Raw genomic sequence first — 17,798 nt, forward strand, 5'->3', positions numbered from 1 at the left:
TTTCAGTTAATTAGAAGATTGGAGTAAGATATTATACGCAAGTCACTCTCTGCCTGATTTTGGCTAAATACTCCGATTTAAAGCCATGTCAGAAAATATTCATTACCGTTTTTATTGAGCTTTTTGCTAAGAATGCCCGCTACAATGGCTGAGGCATGTGGATAATCAGGAAGGTTTTAATGCAACAGATGAACAACATGTTTTGCTACGGACAAATCATTATCGCGAATAATGTGGTTGTCAGCGTCAATCAACAATTTGTTAATATATTAGGCTTTTCTTCTCTGGATGAAATGTATGCCGTTCAGCCTGACCCCTTAGCCTTTATTGCTGCTGACTATAGTGACGAAGTATTAATAAAATCTGAGCATTTAAATTCAGGCTCTTTCAAGACCCATGGTAATGTTATTTATTGCACCAACAAACAAGGTCAGAAGATTGCTGTGTTTGTACTGGCGCAGAAAATAAATTGGGAAGAACAACCCGCACTTGAATTACAGATCTTTGATATCTCTTTAAAGGTCAGCCCCCTGCAACTTATGAATCAACCTAAGTATGAAAGTCTTGTTGAACATTCTGATCAAGGCGTTATTATTCATCGAGATTTTAAACCCCTGCTCGTTAACCAGGTCTGGATTGAACTAATGGCCGCTAAATCGGCTCAGCATGTGATGGAAAATCTAAACATATTGGATATCATCCCCACAGAGTTTCATGCCCAAGCGATTGACCGCTATAACAAAGTCATCGCAGGAGAAGCCATTGGAGAGAGTCATATTATCGAGAATATCCGTTTTGATGGTGAAAGACGCTTTTTGAATATTTATGATCATGCTATCCATTGGCAAGGAGAGCCTGCTGTAGAAGTTGTTATCGTCGATGTCACCGACAAAGTGATGGCCGAGAAACAACTTGCCTATAAAGCCTTCCATGATTCCCTGACGGATCTTTATAATCGTGAGGCTATCTACAAATGGATCAGAGAGGATTGCAGTGAAGTCAACACCATGAGTTGCATGCTTATTGATTTAGATAACTTTAAAAGAGTCAATGATACCTATGGTCATTCCGAAGGTGATGGTTTCTTAAAACGCTTTGCCGAGCTATTTAAAGAGGCAATAGCTGACCACGGGGTCATAGGAAGATGGGGAGGCGAAGAGTTTATTGTATTTGTCCCCGACAGAGATAAAAACACGGCACTCGCATTGGCAGAAAAAATACGTCTGGCCTGCGCACAAACCCCTTTGCTTATGCAGGGTAAAGAAATCATAACAACCGTCAGTATCGGGGTGAGTTATACCGACTCTTTTACGCAGATTCAGCCCAAAGATATTATCAGGCAAGCCGATGAAAAGATGTATTTATCAAAATCATCGGGTAAGAATCGTGTCACAAGTTAAGCTGCTATCCAAAGATTATTAAAGTAAGAGTTAACTTAGATAGACTCTTACTCCGCCTAGATCCACTCACCCGATGCCAGTAAGTGGATTTTTTATAAAAAAATGCAATAAATTAAGTTAATTCACCACGCAGGTTAGTCCCTAACAATTCACGAATCACTTTTGTTGGTAACTCTTGACTGAGTAGATAATAAAGCTTGGCAATGACGGTTTCTGTGGTCATATCCAGGCCACTGATAACACCCGCCTCACTAAGCGCATGCCCGGTGGCATAACCCTCCATATTCACGCTGCCTCTTACACACTGACTGCAATTAACAATTAAAATACCACGATCCGTGGCTTCTTTTAGAATCGCTAATAACTGCTCATCCTGCTGCGCGTTTCCCACTCCATAGGTTAACAGTACCAGTGCCTTTAACGGACTTTTTAATAACGTATCCAGAATATTCCAATCTAACCCGGGGAAAAGGTGAAGAATGGCAATGGGATGTGCGCGAATATCGGTGATCCGTAAAGGTGTATTAACCGATTTTTGGGTAATACCGGCAATATTCTTGATTTCAATTCCCGCTTCCAGCAAAACCGGGTAATTAGGAGAAACAAAAGCACCAAATCCATCGGCGTGTTGTTTGCTGGCACGGTTACCGCGAAACAGTTGATTATTAAAGAAAACACAGACTTCATTAATAGGATGATGAGCGGCAATATATAAAGAGTTTAATAAATTAGCCCGCGCATCGGAACGTAATTGTGACAGTGGAATTTGTGATCCCGTCACAATCACCGGCTTAGATAAATTTTCAAATAAAAATGATAATGCCGAAGCGGTGTAAGCCATGGTATCTGTACCATGGAGAATAATAAAACCATCAAAATCGAGGTAACGCGCTTGAATATCCTGAGCGAGATCCTGCCATACGGAGGGGGATACATTGGCTGAATCAATCAACGGCTCATATTCATGAATCTCAAAGTCAGGCATTTGGCTATGATAAAACTCCGGCATATTAGCAATGGTTTTGGAAAGATAACCCGCTACCGGAACAAAGCCGTCTTTTGAAGGTTTCATGCCAATTGTGCCGCCTGTGTAGGCGATATAAATTCGTTTTTTATGTGCCATTTAACTTCTCATTTAGGTTGTCATTTAGGTTGTCATTTAAACCATTTCTAGCGATTAGATTATTATAAAATGTGCCCTTCGATCCAGGCTTTTACTTCGGCAAAACGGTATTTTTCTAACACCGCAAAACCGTTAACATTACGGACTTTCAGACGCGTAAAGACAGGTGTGGTTAACCCGCAAAAGAAACGTGCCAATAATACTGAGGTGGTCTGGCTCCCTAATTTACTGCGAATATCCGCGCTTAACCCTTCAAAATGGGTCTCCTTCAGGGAGGGTAAAGCTGGCGCTGCAGGCATGATAGCAGGATAACCCGCACAGACAGAACAGTGGCCACAGGGCTGCTGTAAATTATTATCCGAGAAATAATGCGCGAGCTGCAAATTCAGGCACTGCTCACTGGCAAAGAAATTCAGTAAAAAATGAATGCGCTGTACTTCATTGCCTTCTTTCTCATTAAAACGCTCCACCAGCAGCTCACGTAAATTACCATTTAACGCCTCCTTGAAAACCCGATACACTTGGGTCATCTGCTTGCTCTGCAATTCAATCAGCCCCTGCTGATCAAGGTAGTCAATCGCCGTGATCACGCGCTTACGATCCGATGCGTAGAGTGACTGCATCTTTTCAAAATCAATGGTCGCCCAGGTTCTTGCCCGGTTGGAACTTTGTAATATTGCCTGCACAAAATTATAACGCTCATTCTTAAAACGCCCCAGCAGGTCCTGTTCCGGTACTAATAGTTTGTATTTATATTCAGCATAATAACTGTAAGCGGGTTGCAGCAGACCTTCTAATTCTAAATAAACCAATAATGTTTTCAGGGTCAATAAACGGATATTGGATTCGCTGGAGAGGCTGTTCATGACCATCTCCCACTGCCCGTTGGTCTGTCCTATTTCATTGAGCACAAAATCAATCGCACTGGCCTCCGGCGTGTCGGCATAAACAAAATTTTCCAACGTATTAAGATTATTTTTATTGGCCAGCACTAAACAATCTGCAGGTCGTCCATCACGTCCGGCACGGCCAATCTCCTGAGCATAATTCTCTATCGATTTAGGCAAATCGTAATGGACAACAAAACTAATGTCGCTTTTATCAATGCCCATTCCAAAGGCGATGGTCGCCACGATCAAGGGTAACTCTCCGGACATAAACTGCTGTTGTATGGCTTGCCGTTGCTCACCGTTCATCCCTGCATGGTAAGCCTGAGCTTGAACACCTGACAAACTTAACTGCTTAGCCACCTCTTCGGCGGTTTTCTGCAGGGTCACATAAATAATGCCGGCTTGCTGCTTGCGTTCACCTAGCCAGGGCAGCAGAGTGCTGAGTTTATCGGCACTGCCGACGCCTAATACCGACAAGTTTAGATTCGCCCGGTAGGATCCGGTCAGGGTAATATTATCGGGTTCAATGGCAAATTTATTGCCCATATCGGCGATCACTTTCTGTGTTGCCGTGGCCGTTAATAATAAGACTTGCGGAATATTAAATTCACGGCGGTATAATGCGAGCTTCAGATAATCGGGACGAAAGTTATGTCCCCATTCAGAGATACAGTGCGCTTCATCAACCACCAGCAGGGAAATAGGTATTTTCTTTAAAAACAAACGGAAACGTTCACTGTTTAATCGTTCAACCGAGATAAACAGAATTTTCACCTGCCCGTCCGCAATTGCCTTATAAACCTGTGAAGATTCAGCCGGAGTTTGCAGGGAATGAATGCTCGCGGCGCTGATACCTTTACTCTGCAAAAATTCCAGTTGATCCTGAATCAAAGCAAGCAGCGGTGAAACCACTAAGGTTAAATGCGGCAGATGCAGTGCAGGGAGCTGATAACATAAAGACTTACCTGAGCCAGTCGGAAATATAGCGGCAGCACTGTGCCCTGCAAATAGAGCCTGAATCACCTTTTCCTGACCTGCTCTAAAGGTTGAAAAACCGAAATACTGCTGGAGTAACTGCAACATAAATAAACCTCTGATCAACTGAAGTCCCCTTTATAACACATCAACAGACTGCCTGAATATGACGATTTAAATAGTCCGGATATATAATTCGCCCTTTGTATAATCAAAACAGGTTATCTTCACCCATGCTTGAATATAACGATTCAAACAGTCCGGCTATATAATCCGCCCTTTGTATAATCAAAACAGGTTATCTTCACCCATGCTTGAATATAACGATTCAAACAGTCCGGCTATATAATCCGCCCTTTGTATAATCAAAACAGGTTATCCTCACCCATCTCTTAATATGACAATTTAAATAGTTCGAGTATATAATCCCCTCTTCTTATTATTTATGATTAAAAACAGGTTAATAACTTAATGCGCATCCATGCTATCCAACAACTTTATCAGCACCGACTTGCCCAATCCACCCGCCCCTTTTTAGCCCGGGGATGCAAGGCAATACGTTGCGTAAACTGCATGTTATTACCCTATTTATGTATTTGTGCGATAAAAAAACCCGTCAATACAAACAGCGCATTTTTGCTGTTAATGTATGATGATGAAATATTAAAACCCAGTAATACCGGACGATTGGTTGCAGACTTAATTCCCGATACTTTTGCCTATATTTGGTCGCGCACTCAGCCGGACCAGCAACTTTTGGATTTACTGCAGGATCCCAAGTGGATGCCGATCGTTATCTTCCCGGCCGAGTACAGCACACCCGAGCGTCTTTTGTCAGAATATCAGACTCCTGCCTACGGCAAGCGCCCCTTGTTTATTTTATTAGATGCAAGCTGGGCTCAAGCGAAAAAAATGTTTCGTAAAAGCCCTTACTTAAATACCTTTCCGGTTTTATCCTTTTCACCGGACACTCTGTCACGCTATTTAATACGCAAAGCGGTTAAAAAAAATCAACTTGCAACGGCAGAGGTGGCCGGGTGCGTTTTAGACTTTATTGGGGAAAGCGAAAATTCAACTATTATGAATCTGTTATTTGAAACCTTCACCGAGAACTATATATTAGGTAAAGAAAGCAAACGATTAACGGACAATGCCACCCAGTTTCGTCTGCAGAAAGCCTTAAAATCTTAACCCTACCCTGTACAGATTTACGGCTAAGCCAAGCCTTTGCCGTAGGAGCGCACGGAAAATGGTGTGCCTTTATTGCAAGCGCATCAATAAATAGAAAATGAGTGGGTTAGCTGCTTATCAAATCTGGCATTTATTTGCTAAATGACTTAGAAAAGATTTTCAAGTTGCTTTTGAAGTTAAGAAGGTTGAGTATTATAGACAAATACTATCCCTCTACTCGAGAATTTATATGTACAAGATTGCAGCATCAGATCTCGATGGTACGCTACTGACATCGGAACACCAGATCCTGCCCTTCACTAAACAGGTATTGACGCAACTGCATAGCCAAGGCACTGATTTTATTTTTGCAACGGGTCGTCATCATATTGATGTTGCACATATGCGCGAACAGCTGGGCATTCCGGCGTTTATGATCACCTCCAATGGCGCGCGTGTGCATAACTGCGAAAATGAAATAATTTTCAAGCGAAATATAGCACCGGAAGTCATTGCCGGCATGATGGAAATGTTCCGAAGCGATCTGGAAATTCAAGTTCATCTCTACCGTAATGATGACTGGCTAATCAGTAAAGAGGACCCTAACAATCCCTGCACACAGGAAAATTTTTCATACGGGCTATTTGATATAAACAATCCTCCGTTGGAGAATATCGCTAAAATTTTTATAAAACACCAGGATCAAAACCACGAAAAACTGGTTATCTGGGAAAATAAAATCAAAGCGGCATTTGCCGGCCAGACTCATGTCACTTTTTCTTCCCCCAACTGCCTTGAAATGATGGACGCCGGTGTTTCCAAAGGACATGCTCTTGACGCTATCGCTAAAATGAAAGGTTATGCATTAAAAGACTGTATCGCTTTTGGTGATGGCATGAATGATTTTGAAATGCTTTCTATGGCGGGAAAAGGGGTAATAATGGGAAGTGCACACCATAAAGTAAAATCAGCCTTACCCGGTAATGAGATCATAGGTCACTGTGATGATCAGGCCGTTGCCCATTATCTGGTCAAACATCTGCTCAAATAAGCGAGCAGATCTATTTTTTTACAGATTGAGGATTTAACTTTTTAAAGACAAGTATTCAAGTATAAACACTTTTATCTGCTCAATATCATTGATATTTAATGCCGGCAGTGATGTTGCTAAGGCCTGATCCGAGGCAAGCGCAATAATGCTTGAATCATGGGGGTAAAGTAAGGGTTTGCCCAAACTTGGCCGATGCAGCTCAATTTTGGCGAATTTTTCATACCTAAAACCTTCAACTAATACTAAGTCTAAGTTGTTAAGATCTAAACAATTTAACTGTTCCGTTAAATTAGGCTCAGTTTGTTGCAATCTCTCCTTAAAAATAATGCTTCGATAAGGTGATGCCAGTACCACTTGGGAAGCACCGGCTTTACGTAAACGATAACTGTCTTTTCCGGGTTTATCCATTTCAATATTGTGGTGACTATGCTTAATCAAGCCTATATTGATCCCTTCCGCTATCAATAGTGGGATCAACTTTTCAATTAATGTGGTTTTGCCTGTGCCACTATAGGCTGAAAAGCCAAGTATCACTTTCGGAAAATTTTCTATCGAGTACATTTATATCAGTTACCTTAAATTTGAATGTATTAGGCGCTTATATTACAGCGCTATTAACTTAGCTTTAAATTAGTAAAAAACGAAACTATAACCATAGGTTATATAAAATATCAACGGATTGACTGACCAGCTCTATACAGATTTATTGAGCTCAATATTTAAATAATACCAGTCTAAATGCCCTTTTGGAGAAACAATGATCGCACCTTACATTGATGAATTTTTAATGCTCAGCTTAGTGCACTTTCTCGCCGTTATTGCACCGGGGCCAGATTTTGCCGTGGTGATCCGTCAAAGTATCAGCTGTGGCCGTAAAAGTGCACTGATCACAAGTTTAGGCATAGGTACAGGTATTTCAATACATGTACTTTATACCTTACTGGGTATAGGTTTTATTATTACACAATCGGAAACAGCCTTGATGGTCGCTAAAATTGCCGGTGCGCTATACCTGAGTTATATCGGCTTTAATATGCTGCTTAGCAAACCTCAAAAGCAGACAGACCATCAAGTGGTCATTGATACAGACTCCAATCACCACAAAGGCGCTTTTATGCTGGGATTTATGACCAATTTATTAAACCCTAAAGCGACCCTGTTTTTTTTGGCGATCTTTACTGCGATCGTCAGTACTGATACACCCATAGCCGTACAAAGTATCTATGGTCTCTGGATAGCGCTGACCACGGCATTGTGGTTCTCGCTGGTATCATTATTTTTCTCTCAGCAGAGTGTGCGGACAAAATTTGTTCGCCACGGTTATATTTTTGAACGACTGATGGGAGGCATATTACTGTTATTTGCCGCAAAACTCGCCTTAATGCTGTAGCTGAGTATCAGCTGCACATTGATAAATGGGTAGAGCAGATGCACCAAGTATGATCATACTGCACTCATTAGATCCTGATCAAATTTTCATTGATTATCTTTTGAACTTTACAAAAGGATTACAATATTGTTAAGTCCATCCCAAAAAATAAACTATTCCTTTATTTTACAATGCATTAAAAATAAATTTTGGTAATGTATCGGCAATTCGTTATTAGTTGGCGCAGTTTTTGCCTTATAACAATAATGGAACGGAAAAAATTGTCATTAGAACAATAAAAAACCACCATTTTTTACTGCCGACGCAAGAATAGACTGTTATCAAAGGATTTTGTGTAACAGAATTTTATTATAAAAAAAGGGAAATAATCATGACTATGAATAAAGCAATCCTACCTGCAATCATCTCTGCATTACTTGCAACGTCAGCACAAGCAGCAACACTTTATGAAGTTGCAGATACAACGGTAAAAATGTCCGGTGAACTCGACGCATATTACAAAGTTTTCGACAAAGAAGGTACTGGTGTTGAGACTGAAGTAGACGAGAATGGCGTTATTAGCACTTGGGCTAACCTGCAATTTGATCTCTCTACTGAAATTTCTGATAGTGTCACCGCTATGGGCTCTTTTGAAGTTGAAGTCGGCGACGGCACTGCAGTTGTCGTTGATGATGCCTGGATGGGTGTTACGGGTAACTTTGGTACCCTTAAAGTAGGTGAAACGGGCAGTTCATTCGCGCTGATGGAAAAAACAGAAGTATCTAGCGAATTAAATGAATATGATGCGATTTACTCTGATTCAGAAACTGATGGCCGAGCGGTTCGTTATCAAAAAGCTCTTGGCCCGGTAGATCTGTCTGCTAACTACTCTTTTGCAAGTGATACACTTGTTGAAGGCGTGGCTGTTGGTGATATTTATGCACTGTCTGCTGACTATGCAAGAGAAAATTTCACTATCGGTGTAGCTTACCTTAACGGTGACACAGTAGAGTCAATGGGTGTTTCTGCTTCCGTCGTGGTTGATGCTTTATATGCAGCGCTGACTTACACTGACAATGACAAAGATAGTGGTGTAGATTTCACTACGGCAGCCCTATCAGCATCTTATGCCTTTGCTCCTGCAACGCTATACGGTTCGTACCAAATGCAAGATTTTGATGGTACAGATACTGATCTCAATCACTGGTATGCGGGTGTTTCTCGCGACGTGACTGCAAATATCACCACATTTGTTGAATACAGCGACACGGATCAAGATGACGCTCTTCAAGCATCACAGTTTGTTGCCGGTGTTTATTACACGTTCTAATCTGTAAAACATAGTTTAAAATATAGTTTTAAAATATAAAACCAGTGCTAATTTAGCACTGGTTTTTTTTGCCTTTTAAAACCGCCTAATCCGCTTGGTATTCGTTGCGGCAAGTCTGTTTGTGGGTTATTGTCGCCCTGTGATTATCTGAATTTGGAATCAAAAAAAATGAAAAAACTTCTCTTATTTATTCTGCTACTGCCCGGGCTGGCTTGCGCTTATACCCTTGAGGTAGTGCAGGGTATTAGTGTCTATAGCGTTAATAATGAAAAAGTATCCTCTGGTCCTTATGAGCTTATTAAAGGCCAAAATCAAATTGCGATCAGGTTTGATGGGAAATTAAGAGAGCAAGGGCAAAAAGAACATTTTCAGTCTAGACCCTACCTGTTAACTTTTACGGCTAAGGCTGATCTGCACCTGATGATGGTATCAAACAGATATAAAACTGTCCTAGCGGCAGAGAAACAGGGCCAGCCGATTTTCCACGCCGAGTCGAATGCAGTGCATATAGAGCAAATACTTTTACCCGCCCTGTCCAAAAGCCTGCCTTATGCTGATATTGCCGGGTTAGTCAGCCATTATAATGAAAAAAATGGCCTTTATTTTGCTGCCGGACATTTGGAAAAATTATCATCAACCCAAATTGCTAAGCAGAAGACAGCCGAACAAAGCAAGGTTGTTGCGCAGTTAAAATACTGGTACTCCAAAGCAACAGCAGAAGAAATTAGCGCTTTTGAGAAATGGAAAAAAGCACAGTAAGCTTAATACTTAATAATAAGGGCAGTAGTAAAGCCTCTTTTACGCTTTAGGGTCTGATTCAAAGTTGTTTTCAAATACCTCTAATTTTTGTCCAATTTACTGAAGGTGCAGGCATCTGCATCTTCAAGTAAATTGGGATTATCCCTTCTAGGGCACATTCACACCCTTTGATGCGACCCAAACACGATACCACTGTTCCGCATTCATTTTCAGGGTTAACGCATTCGCCGCATCCTTGACACGTTTAGTGTTACCTGTCCCTAATAAGGCCACCGGATTTGACGGATGTTTTAATATCCAGGCATAAATCACCTGATCAATTGAATCTGCACCTAACTCTTCGCCAAGTTCAGATAGGGTTGCACGTAAACGTTTGGCCTGCGGCGTTTGTGCACTGAAAATAGTGCCACCGGCTAAACATGACCATGCCATTGGACGCACCCGATACTGCTGCAGCTGATCCAAAGTGCCATCCGCCACCACATCAAAGTTAATGGGGTTAAATTCAACCTGATTGGTTATCAGTGCTGCAGGCAAGCGAGATTGTAATAAATCAAACTGCGAGCTGGTAAAATTGGACACCCCAAAGTGTTTCACTTTACCGCTCTGTTTTAGTTCATTAAATGCCTCGGCTACCTGGTCCGCATCCATCAAAAAATCAGGCCGGTGCACTAACAATGCGTCCAACTGCTCGACCCCTAAACGGCGTAAAGAGTTTTCTGTGGACGCTAAAATACCCTGTTTACTGCAGTCATAATGAGAAACGCGTTTTTCAGTATGACTGCTCGCAATACCATTAATGCCAAATTTTGAAACAATTTCAATTTGCTCTCTAATAGAAGGATCGAGCTTTAATGCCTCGCCAAATAGAGTCTCACAGTGTCCTGCATCATAAATAGCCGCGTGATCAACCGTGCTGATCCCCATTTCGATATGCTGCTTAAGAAAGGTTAAACGCGCCTGCTTATCCATATCCCATGAACCAAGGCGCCAGTAACCCTGAACAAGTTGCGAGAATTCGGGCCCATCGGGCGCCATCAATACCTTGTTAACTGTACTCATATATACTCCAGAAAAAACAGAATAGACAAAAAATCCGTCAGCCATTCTAGCACTTTCAATTTTGGGAAGAGTTTATTGCCCGGTCTGATTTGTAACAAAACCTAACATTGGGTGCTACAGACACAAAAAAAGGGCTTTCGCCCTGTTAATTTTTATTGAACGACAGAGTCAGGCTGACTTGATTTTTGGGATTAGCATCTCTTATCAAATAGACTTATTTGCCGATTAGCAGTGTAAAGCAGCTATAACAGTATTTCACAGCTCCTTTTAATGCCTAACTTTAGGGCTTGCCTTGCACTTAGTTAGAACGCATAACGTACACCTATCGCGGCGCTCAAAGCAAAACGTAATTCCTCTTTTTCTTCTTTGTAGCCTATATTGGGAGAGATCTGTGCAAACACATCAAATTGCGGAGCAAAAGGCAGCGTCAGGCCGAGTGGCGCGCGTAAACCAAAAACATCATCCTTATGCCACTTATAAAATGCGCCGCCCCCAAGATAATAATTAAAGGGTATCTTTTGGGTAAATATACCCTGTTTAAGCAAATAATCGCCACTAATACCATCATTACCAACAAAGCCATTGAGATTATTAAACTGCCCCGCAATACCAAATCCCTGATCAAAACCAAAGCCGACTTTAGTTTCGTTTGCGGCATTTGCTGACGTCGCGGCGGTTAATAAGCTTAGCGTGCAGATGAAACTCATGATTAATTTTTTCATTGTTATTCCCCGTTAAAAAATGTTTGATTTTTTATTCTATTGCAGACAGATTAAATGCGGGATCTTGTTTATCTAGCGCATCATCCATTTTGACACTATTTTTCACATTAAACATAGGGCTAACGCCCATAACAATTAATATATTAGCACCTTTTTAACACACCACCAGTCAAGCAGATAAGCCCGTAGAAATAGTTTTAAAAAATCATCAAGGATTTGCTTACAGACTTAATAAATCTTCGTATAATAGTGCCTCTATTCAACCCAAGCCCTGAATTTACGTTTCAGTTAGCTACGAGGAAAATCCATGTCAAATACAGTCGTCTGTGCGTTATATCGTTTTGTTACTTTAGACAATTATCAAGAGATTCAAGCACCGTTATTAAAGAGCATGCAAGACAACAATATAAAAGGTACTTTATTGTTAGCTCAAGAAGGAATCAATGGCACGGTGGCCGGAAGCCGGGAAAATATTGATACGCTGATTGCCTGGTTAAAATCAGATCCAAGATTGAATAAGCTCACCACCAAAGAATCTTTTACTCCGGAAAACCCCTTCTATCGTACTAAAGTTAAGCTCAAAAAAGAGATAGTGACCATGGGCATTGAGGGTATCGATCCGAAAAGAACGGCCGGTAGCTACGTCAAAGCAAAAGATTGGAATGCTTTAATCAGCGATCCCGATGTGCTTTTAGTCGATACGCGTAACGATTATGAAATCAGTATTGGCACCTTTAAAAATGCCGTAGACCCTAAAACGACCAACTTCAGAGAGTTTCCGCAATACGTCAAAGATAACTTGGATCCTGCCGTCAATAAAAAAGTAGCGATGTTTTGTACCGGTGGCATTCGCTGTGAAAAATCCACTGCTTATTTAAAAGAGCAGGGTTTTGATGAAGTTTATCACCTTGAGGGCGGGGTATTAAAATACCTTGAAGAAGTGCCGCAGGAAGAAAGCATGTGGCAGGGTGAATGTTTTGTCTTTGATAATCGTGTTTCGGTAAATCACCAGCTGGAAAAAGGTCAATATGACCAATGTCATGGCTGCCGTTTACCGATTACCGAAGCCGATAAAGAATCCGATAAGTATCAGGAAGGTATTTGCTGCCATCAATGCCATGAACACATAACTGTTGAACAAAAACAGCGTTTTGCGCAACGAGAAAAACAGGTTATTTTAGCCAAACAACGCGGACAAACCCATATCGGCAACGATGCTGTTGCCCAGCTGGAAAATAATCGTATTAAAAAACAAGCGGTTAAACAAGCACAAAGAGCCAAAGCAAAGAAATAAGCGCAGACTGATTCTATGCCCTTAACGTGCATCTTTACCTGCTAAAAAAATATCCGGAACATTGCCCTCTTTACTAAAAAGGGCATGTTCCGTGATAATCCTGTATTGAAAAAAATGCTCTCATAAAAAATTTACTGCCCTTATCGGTTCAACGGCTTTCCTGCATCCTCTGTCATCCGCCTAAATAAATAGAAAATCATCAAATTTAGTCTTTGCCGTTAGCAATACAATTAAGCGATTATTGATGAAAAAGTTTGGCCCCTGCTTTTATCGGGAATATATTCGGTCATTTAATCTAAGCGCAACAATTCTGTAATAATACTGCCACAATATTGCGGCACAATTGCGCTCAAATTATTGTAAATTTCAAAGCAACTACAACAAAGTAGTCGCTAAAAGACCTTCCAAGGGAGTGATGATATGGATGTCCGTAAAAGCTTAGTGTCGACTTTAGTGACCTTAGCAATCAGCTCGAGCGTTTCAGCTGGAGTAGTACCAGAGAATCAAAAAAACACTTGGTTTCAAAGTGCTAATAGTGAAATGACCGAAAAACTGCAACAGACTTACCAAAAGCGTGCAAAAAACGTCATTCTCTTTGTTGGTGACGGAATGGGTATCTCCACGCTAACAGCGGCACGTATTCTCGAAGGTCAATTATCAGGTAATCCCGGTGAAGAGCATCAACTGAGTTTTGAAACATTCCCCTATTCAGCATTAGTTAAAACCTACAATGTCGATGCGCAGACGCCTGACTCCGCCGGCACTATGACCGCTATGATGTCAGGTGTTAAGAGCGATGCAGGCGTGATTGGCGTAGGTGAAAATGTACAGCGCGGTGACTGCTCTACTATGGCCAATAACAAACTGGTGAGCATTGTCGACCTGGCCGAAATAAAAGGTTTGGCGACAGGTGTCGTCACTACCGCACGTATTACCCACGCAACCCCGGCTGCAACTTATGCCAAATCGGTTGAACGTAACTGGGAAGATATCTCAGATATGCCCGATGACGCGATCAAAGCCGGCTGTAAAGATATAGCCGATCAATTAGTTAACTATGAAAGTAATCTAGAGACCCGTTTTCCAGGTCTCGATGTTGATGGTATTGAAGTGCTCTTTGGCGGTGGTCGACGTCATTTTTTACCTAAAGACGCAGCCTTTAATAGTACCGACGCAAGCAGTGAAAAAGAGGGCGATCGCACCGACGGGCGTGATTTAACCAGTGAATGGCAAGGCATTTATAAAGACGGCACCTATGTCTATGAGCAAAGCGGTTTTGATGCTATCGACACGGAAAGCAGCAGCCATGTTCTCGGTTTGTTTAACGAGTCACATATGCAGTATGCAGCGGATCGGACTAATGATATTGCCGGAGAGCCTTCACTTTCACAAATGACCGGCAAAGCAATCAATATCCTTGATAATAACGATCAAGGTTATTTCTTAATGGTAGAAGCGGGTCGTATCGATCACGCTCATCATGCGGGTAATGCGGCGGGTGCATTGACTGACACTATTGAGTTAAGTGAAGCGGTACAGCAGGCGATCAAACAAACCAATCCGGCAGAAACCTTAATTATGGTCACCGCTGATCACAGTCATGTATTTACCATCGCAGGCTACCCGAAACGCGGTAACCCTATTCTTGGTAAAGTGGTGAGTATCGGCAGTGATAGCCCGGCCCTTGCAAATGATGACTTACCTTATACCACTTTAGGTTACAGCAATGGCAAAGGCTTTCGCGATTTAGGCGCGGAAACCAATGCTGACGTTACCTACGACAGCGATGCTGTTGCCGGACGTGTGAATTTAAATGCGGTTAATACCGAAAGTAGCGGCTTTCATCAGGAAGCGACTGTGCCCCTTGGTTCAGAAACCCATTCCGGTGAAGACGTCGCTTTATATGCGAAAGGTCCCGGTGCGCAGTTGACCCAGGGAAATATTGAACAGAACGTGATTTATCACATTATCGAAAACGCATTAGATTTAGTTGGCAAGGAATAAGGTAACGATATGAAAACTAACAATAACATAAGTCTATTTAAACCGAGTCTAATCGCTGTTGCCGTACTCGCGTTAAGCGCGTGTAATAATTTGCAAGAAACACAGCAATTATCAAAGCAACAAATCACTGAAAACAGCAGTTCTGCATGGTATATAGATGGCCAGCAGCAAGTTAAAAATGCGCAAGCACAGATCGATAATATCGTTAAAACACGCGGACAAGCCAAAAATGTCATCTTATTTGTTGGTGATGGTATGGGCGTTTCCACACTAACAGCTGCGCGGATTTTAGAAGGCCAAAACAAAGGAATGCTGGGAGAAGAAAACCGCCTTAGCTTTGAAAACATGCCTTTTACAGGATTTGCCAAAACCTACAATGTCGATGCGCAAACACCCGATTCAGCCGGAACCATGACCGCTATTATTTCCGGCGTTAAGACCGATAAAGGCGTTATCGGTGTAGGTGAACAAGTCATTCGTGGAGAATGTACAAGTGCCGCAGGCAACGAACTGGTCAGCGCACTGGAGCTTGCCGAAATCGCGGGTAAATCAACGGGGATCATCTCCACCGCCCGGATAACGCATGCCACTCCGGCAGCCACTTACGCAAAATCTGCAGATCGTAATTGGGAAGATATTTCCGATATGCCAGCAGCCGCTATTACAGAGGGTTGTAAAGATATCGCGGATCAACTGGTTAACTTTGAAGCTAACCTTGAAGCACGCTATAACGGGATCGATGTCAATGGTCTTGAAGTGGTCATGGGCGGCGGTCGCAGACATTTCTTACCCAAGGATGCTAATTTTAATAGCCCCGATGCAGTCAGTTCAACAGAAGGTGACCGCAGCGACGGTCGGGATCTAACCCAGGAATGGCAAGATACCTATAGCAATGGGCAATATATCTTTGACCAGGCGGGCTTTGATGCCATAGACACTGAAAATACTGAGCGTGTTTTTGGCCTGTTTAATGAATCACATATGCACTACGAAGCAGATAGAAGTAACGATATCTCTGGCGAACCTTCGCTGTCACAAATGACCGAAAAAGCGATGGCGATTCTTGACAATAATACTCAGGGCTACTTTTTAATGGTCGAAGCGGGTCGTATTGACCATGCCCACCATGCCGGCAGTGCTTATAACGCCTTAACCGATACGATTGAATTATCCAACGCAGTTAAGCTTGCGATGCAAAACAGCAATCCGGAAGAGACATTGATTATTGTCACCGCCGACCATGGCCATGTGTTTACCATTGCCGGATATCCTAAGCGTGGCAATCCTATTTTAGGTAAAGTGGTTAGCATAGGAAAAACACAGCCCGCTTTAGCGGCAGATGATCTTCCTTACACTACAGTAGGTTACACAAACGGACTCGGCTTTAGAGATTTAGGCCCAGGGGTTACCGATGCAGATGAGAGCTATGCTGATGCTCCGGTAACAGGACGAGTGGATTTAAGTAATATTGATACGAGCAACAGCGGATTCCACCAGGAAGCACTGGTTCCATTATCTTCTGAAACACATTCAGGTGAAGATGTCGCAGTGTTCGCATCGGGTCCCGGCGCACACTTGGTCAGCGGTAACTACGAACAAAGTCTTCTATTTCATATCATGGACTTTGCCGGAGACTTGGTTACTAAGGCCGATCAGAAACTACCGTAAGACAAACTGAGCAAAGCCTATTTTTTAGCTTGTCATTATCAAAGGGGCTTTTGCCCCTTCATTATTATTTCAGGATCATATTTTGAAGAGACTAACGGTTTTATTTTTTCTCCTTATTTCATTCACCACTCACAGTGCAGAATTATGCCAGGAAGAGTTCCAAAATGTTGGCGCTATCTATCAAATAACCGACAGCCAATCGAACGGTAAAAATACCGCACAACAAAAAACACTGCAACTTTGGCGCAGCCCAAAGCAGGTTATTTATACCTATTCAGCGCAGGCTGTTAGTGAAAAATGGCGCTTATTAAGCAACCAGAGAATTAAATTAACGCGTTATTTTGATCAATTTGAAAGAGGCATCGAATACCAGGCTGCAGATATGCCGGATTTCAAGCAGAATACCAACCATTGGCTCAGTAAATATCGAATGATCGCCCCTTTTTTACTTGAACAGCTGCAAAAAGTAAAAAGCATCAATACAGGTTGCGCTGAAAACATTGTTTATCGAAGCAAGCAAGCAGCGCAAACACAAATTCTATTAAACTGGAATCCGCACTATCAGTTACCGACTAAGCTAACCATTAGGCAAGGCAAACAGCTTACTGTCTGGCAGTTAACAGAATTAATTACAGACTCAAAAAAGGTGCAACAAAATCACGATAAACGTGAACACTACCAGTTAACCGACTACGCGGATATTGGAGATAACGAAGCCGATCCCTTTTTAGCCAAGATGATCAACCAGGGTTTTATCGAACACTCCCATAGCGGTTTTTATAATGCAGATGGGGATCATATGTAAGATTTCTCTATCAGCTATCAGCTTTCTGCTAAAGATAGCTTACTACCGTAGGGTGCGCTCTGCGCACCGATTATCGCTGTTTGCGGTGCATAGAATGCACCCTACCAATAATACCAAACGCCATCTCAGAAAAATAAAAAATGCCGAGCCTAAAGGCTCAGTTCCGAGAGTAGGTG

Annotated in this window: 15 protein-coding genes; 10 read left to right on the forward strand and 5 right to left on the reverse strand. The window is 42.1% G+C overall.

The window, feature by feature from the left end; translation table 11 throughout:
• Nucleotides 1-179 precede the first annotated feature (179 nt).
• Nucleotides 180-1,400: a sensor domain-containing diguanylate cyclase gene (locus tag CXF72_RS05875; protein ID WP_198552521.1), complete on the forward strand. Its 1,221-nt coding sequence runs from the start codon at nucleotides 180-182 to the stop codon at nucleotides 1,398-1,400.
• A gap of 112 nt (nucleotides 1,401-1,512) precedes the next feature.
• Here the strand turns inward: CXF72_RS05875 and ansA are convergent, their stop codons facing one another.
• Both ansA and CXF72_RS05885 read right to left on the reverse strand, forming a co-directional pair.
• The gene (ansA, locus tag CXF72_RS05880) at nucleotides 1,513-2,523 is read right to left on the reverse strand and encodes an asparaginase (protein WP_101037664.1); all 1,011 of its coding nucleotides are present in this window, start codon (nucleotides 2,521-2,523) and stop codon (nucleotides 1,513-1,515) included.
• Nucleotides 2,524-2,585: 62 nt separating this feature from the next.
• On the reverse strand, nucleotides 2,586-4,496 hold the full coding sequence (locus CXF72_RS05885) for a RecQ family ATP-dependent DNA helicase (RefSeq protein ID WP_101037689.1): 1,911 nt from the start codon (nucleotides 4,494-4,496) through the stop codon (nucleotides 2,586-2,588).
• A 363-nt stretch (nucleotides 4,497-4,859) separates the two neighbouring features.
• On the opposite strand from CXF72_RS05885, the gene CXF72_RS05890 reads away from it, so the two are divergent.
• Both CXF72_RS05890 and CXF72_RS05895 read left to right on the forward strand, forming a co-directional pair.
• Nucleotides 4,860-5,579: a tRNA-uridine aminocarboxypropyltransferase gene (locus CXF72_RS05890; RefSeq protein WP_101037666.1), complete on the forward strand. Its 720-nt coding sequence runs from the start codon at nucleotides 4,860-4,862 to the stop codon at nucleotides 5,577-5,579.
• 229 nt (nucleotides 5,580-5,808) lie between these two features.
• Nucleotides 5,809-6,609 carry a Cof-type HAD-IIB family hydrolase gene (locus CXF72_RS05895; RefSeq protein ID WP_101037668.1) on the forward strand — a complete coding sequence of 267 codons (801 nt, stop codon included), beginning with the start codon at nucleotides 5,809-5,811 and terminating at the stop codon, nucleotides 6,607-6,609.
• A 33-nt stretch (nucleotides 6,610-6,642) separates the two neighbouring features.
• Here the strand turns inward: CXF72_RS05895 and mobB are convergent, their stop codons facing one another.
• On the reverse strand, nucleotides 6,643-7,170 hold the full coding sequence (gene mobB, locus CXF72_RS05900) for a molybdopterin-guanine dinucleotide biosynthesis protein B (protein WP_101037669.1): 528 nt from the start codon (nucleotides 7,168-7,170) through the stop codon (nucleotides 6,643-6,645).
• Nucleotides 7,171-7,366: 196 nt separating this feature from the next.
• Between mobB and CXF72_RS05905 the strand changes: the two genes are divergently transcribed.
• The 3 genes from CXF72_RS05905 (at nucleotide 7,367) to CXF72_RS05915 (ending at nucleotide 10,067) form a co-directional block, all read left to right on the forward strand.
• Nucleotides 7,367-7,999, forward strand: coding sequence for a LysE family translocator (locus CXF72_RS05905; protein WP_101037671.1), 633 nt, complete (start codon nucleotides 7,367-7,369; stop codon nucleotides 7,997-7,999).
• A gap of 370 nt (nucleotides 8,000-8,369) precedes the next feature.
• Nucleotides 8,370-9,308: a porin gene (locus tag CXF72_RS05910; RefSeq protein WP_101037673.1), complete on the forward strand. Its 939-nt coding sequence runs from the start codon at nucleotides 8,370-8,372 to the stop codon at nucleotides 9,306-9,308.
• 168 nt (nucleotides 9,309-9,476) lie between these two features.
• Entirely contained in the window at nucleotides 9,477-10,067 is a 591-nt protein-coding gene (locus CXF72_RS05915) for a DUF2057 family protein (RefSeq protein WP_101037675.1), read from the forward strand.
• A 147-nt stretch (nucleotides 10,068-10,214) separates the two neighbouring features.
• On the opposite strand, the gene CXF72_RS05920 is transcribed toward CXF72_RS05915, so the two are convergent.
• Complete coding sequence (locus CXF72_RS05920; protein WP_101037677.1) at nucleotides 10,215-11,129, reverse strand: aldo/keto reductase; 915 nt, start codon at nucleotides 11,127-11,129, stop codon at nucleotides 10,215-10,217.
• Nucleotides 11,130-11,431: 302 nt separating this feature from the next.
• Nucleotides 11,432-11,851 carry a hypothetical protein gene (locus CXF72_RS05925; protein WP_101037679.1) on the reverse strand — a complete coding sequence of 140 codons (420 nt, stop codon included), beginning with the start codon at nucleotides 11,849-11,851 and terminating at the stop codon, nucleotides 11,432-11,434.
• 307 nt (nucleotides 11,852-12,158) lie between these two features.
• On the opposite strand from CXF72_RS05925, the gene trhO reads away from it, so the two are divergent.
• The 4 genes from trhO to CXF72_RS05945 all read left to right on the forward strand — a co-directional run bounded on the left by trhO (nucleotide 12,159) and on the right by CXF72_RS05945 (nucleotide 17,622).
• On the forward strand, nucleotides 12,159-13,145 hold the full coding sequence (trhO, locus tag CXF72_RS05930; RefSeq protein WP_101037681.1) for an oxygen-dependent tRNA uridine(34) hydroxylase TrhO: 987 nt from the start codon (nucleotides 12,159-12,161) through the stop codon (nucleotides 13,143-13,145).
• Between the two features lie 420 nt (nucleotides 13,146-13,565).
• The gene (locus CXF72_RS05935; RefSeq protein ID WP_101037683.1) at nucleotides 13,566-15,149 is read left to right on the forward strand and encodes an alkaline phosphatase; all 1,584 of its coding nucleotides are present in this window, start codon (nucleotides 13,566-13,568) and stop codon (nucleotides 15,147-15,149) included.
• 9 nt (nucleotides 15,150-15,158) lie between these two features.
• Nucleotides 15,159-16,817 (forward strand): alkaline phosphatase, encoded by a 1,659-nt coding sequence (locus tag CXF72_RS05940; RefSeq protein WP_101037685.1) that lies wholly within the window; start codon nucleotides 15,159-15,161, stop codon nucleotides 16,815-16,817.
• A gap of 82 nt (nucleotides 16,818-16,899) precedes the next feature.
• Nucleotides 16,900-17,622 (forward strand): hypothetical protein, encoded by a 723-nt coding sequence (locus tag CXF72_RS05945; RefSeq protein ID WP_101037687.1) that lies wholly within the window; start codon nucleotides 16,900-16,902, stop codon nucleotides 17,620-17,622.
• Nucleotides 17,623-17,798: the final 176 nt, after the last annotated feature.

It is taken from the genome of Psychromonas sp. MB-3u-54 (assembly GCF_002836415.1).
In the GTDB taxonomy this organism is placed as follows: Bacteria; Pseudomonadota; Gammaproteobacteria; order Enterobacterales; family Psychromonadaceae; genus Psychromonas.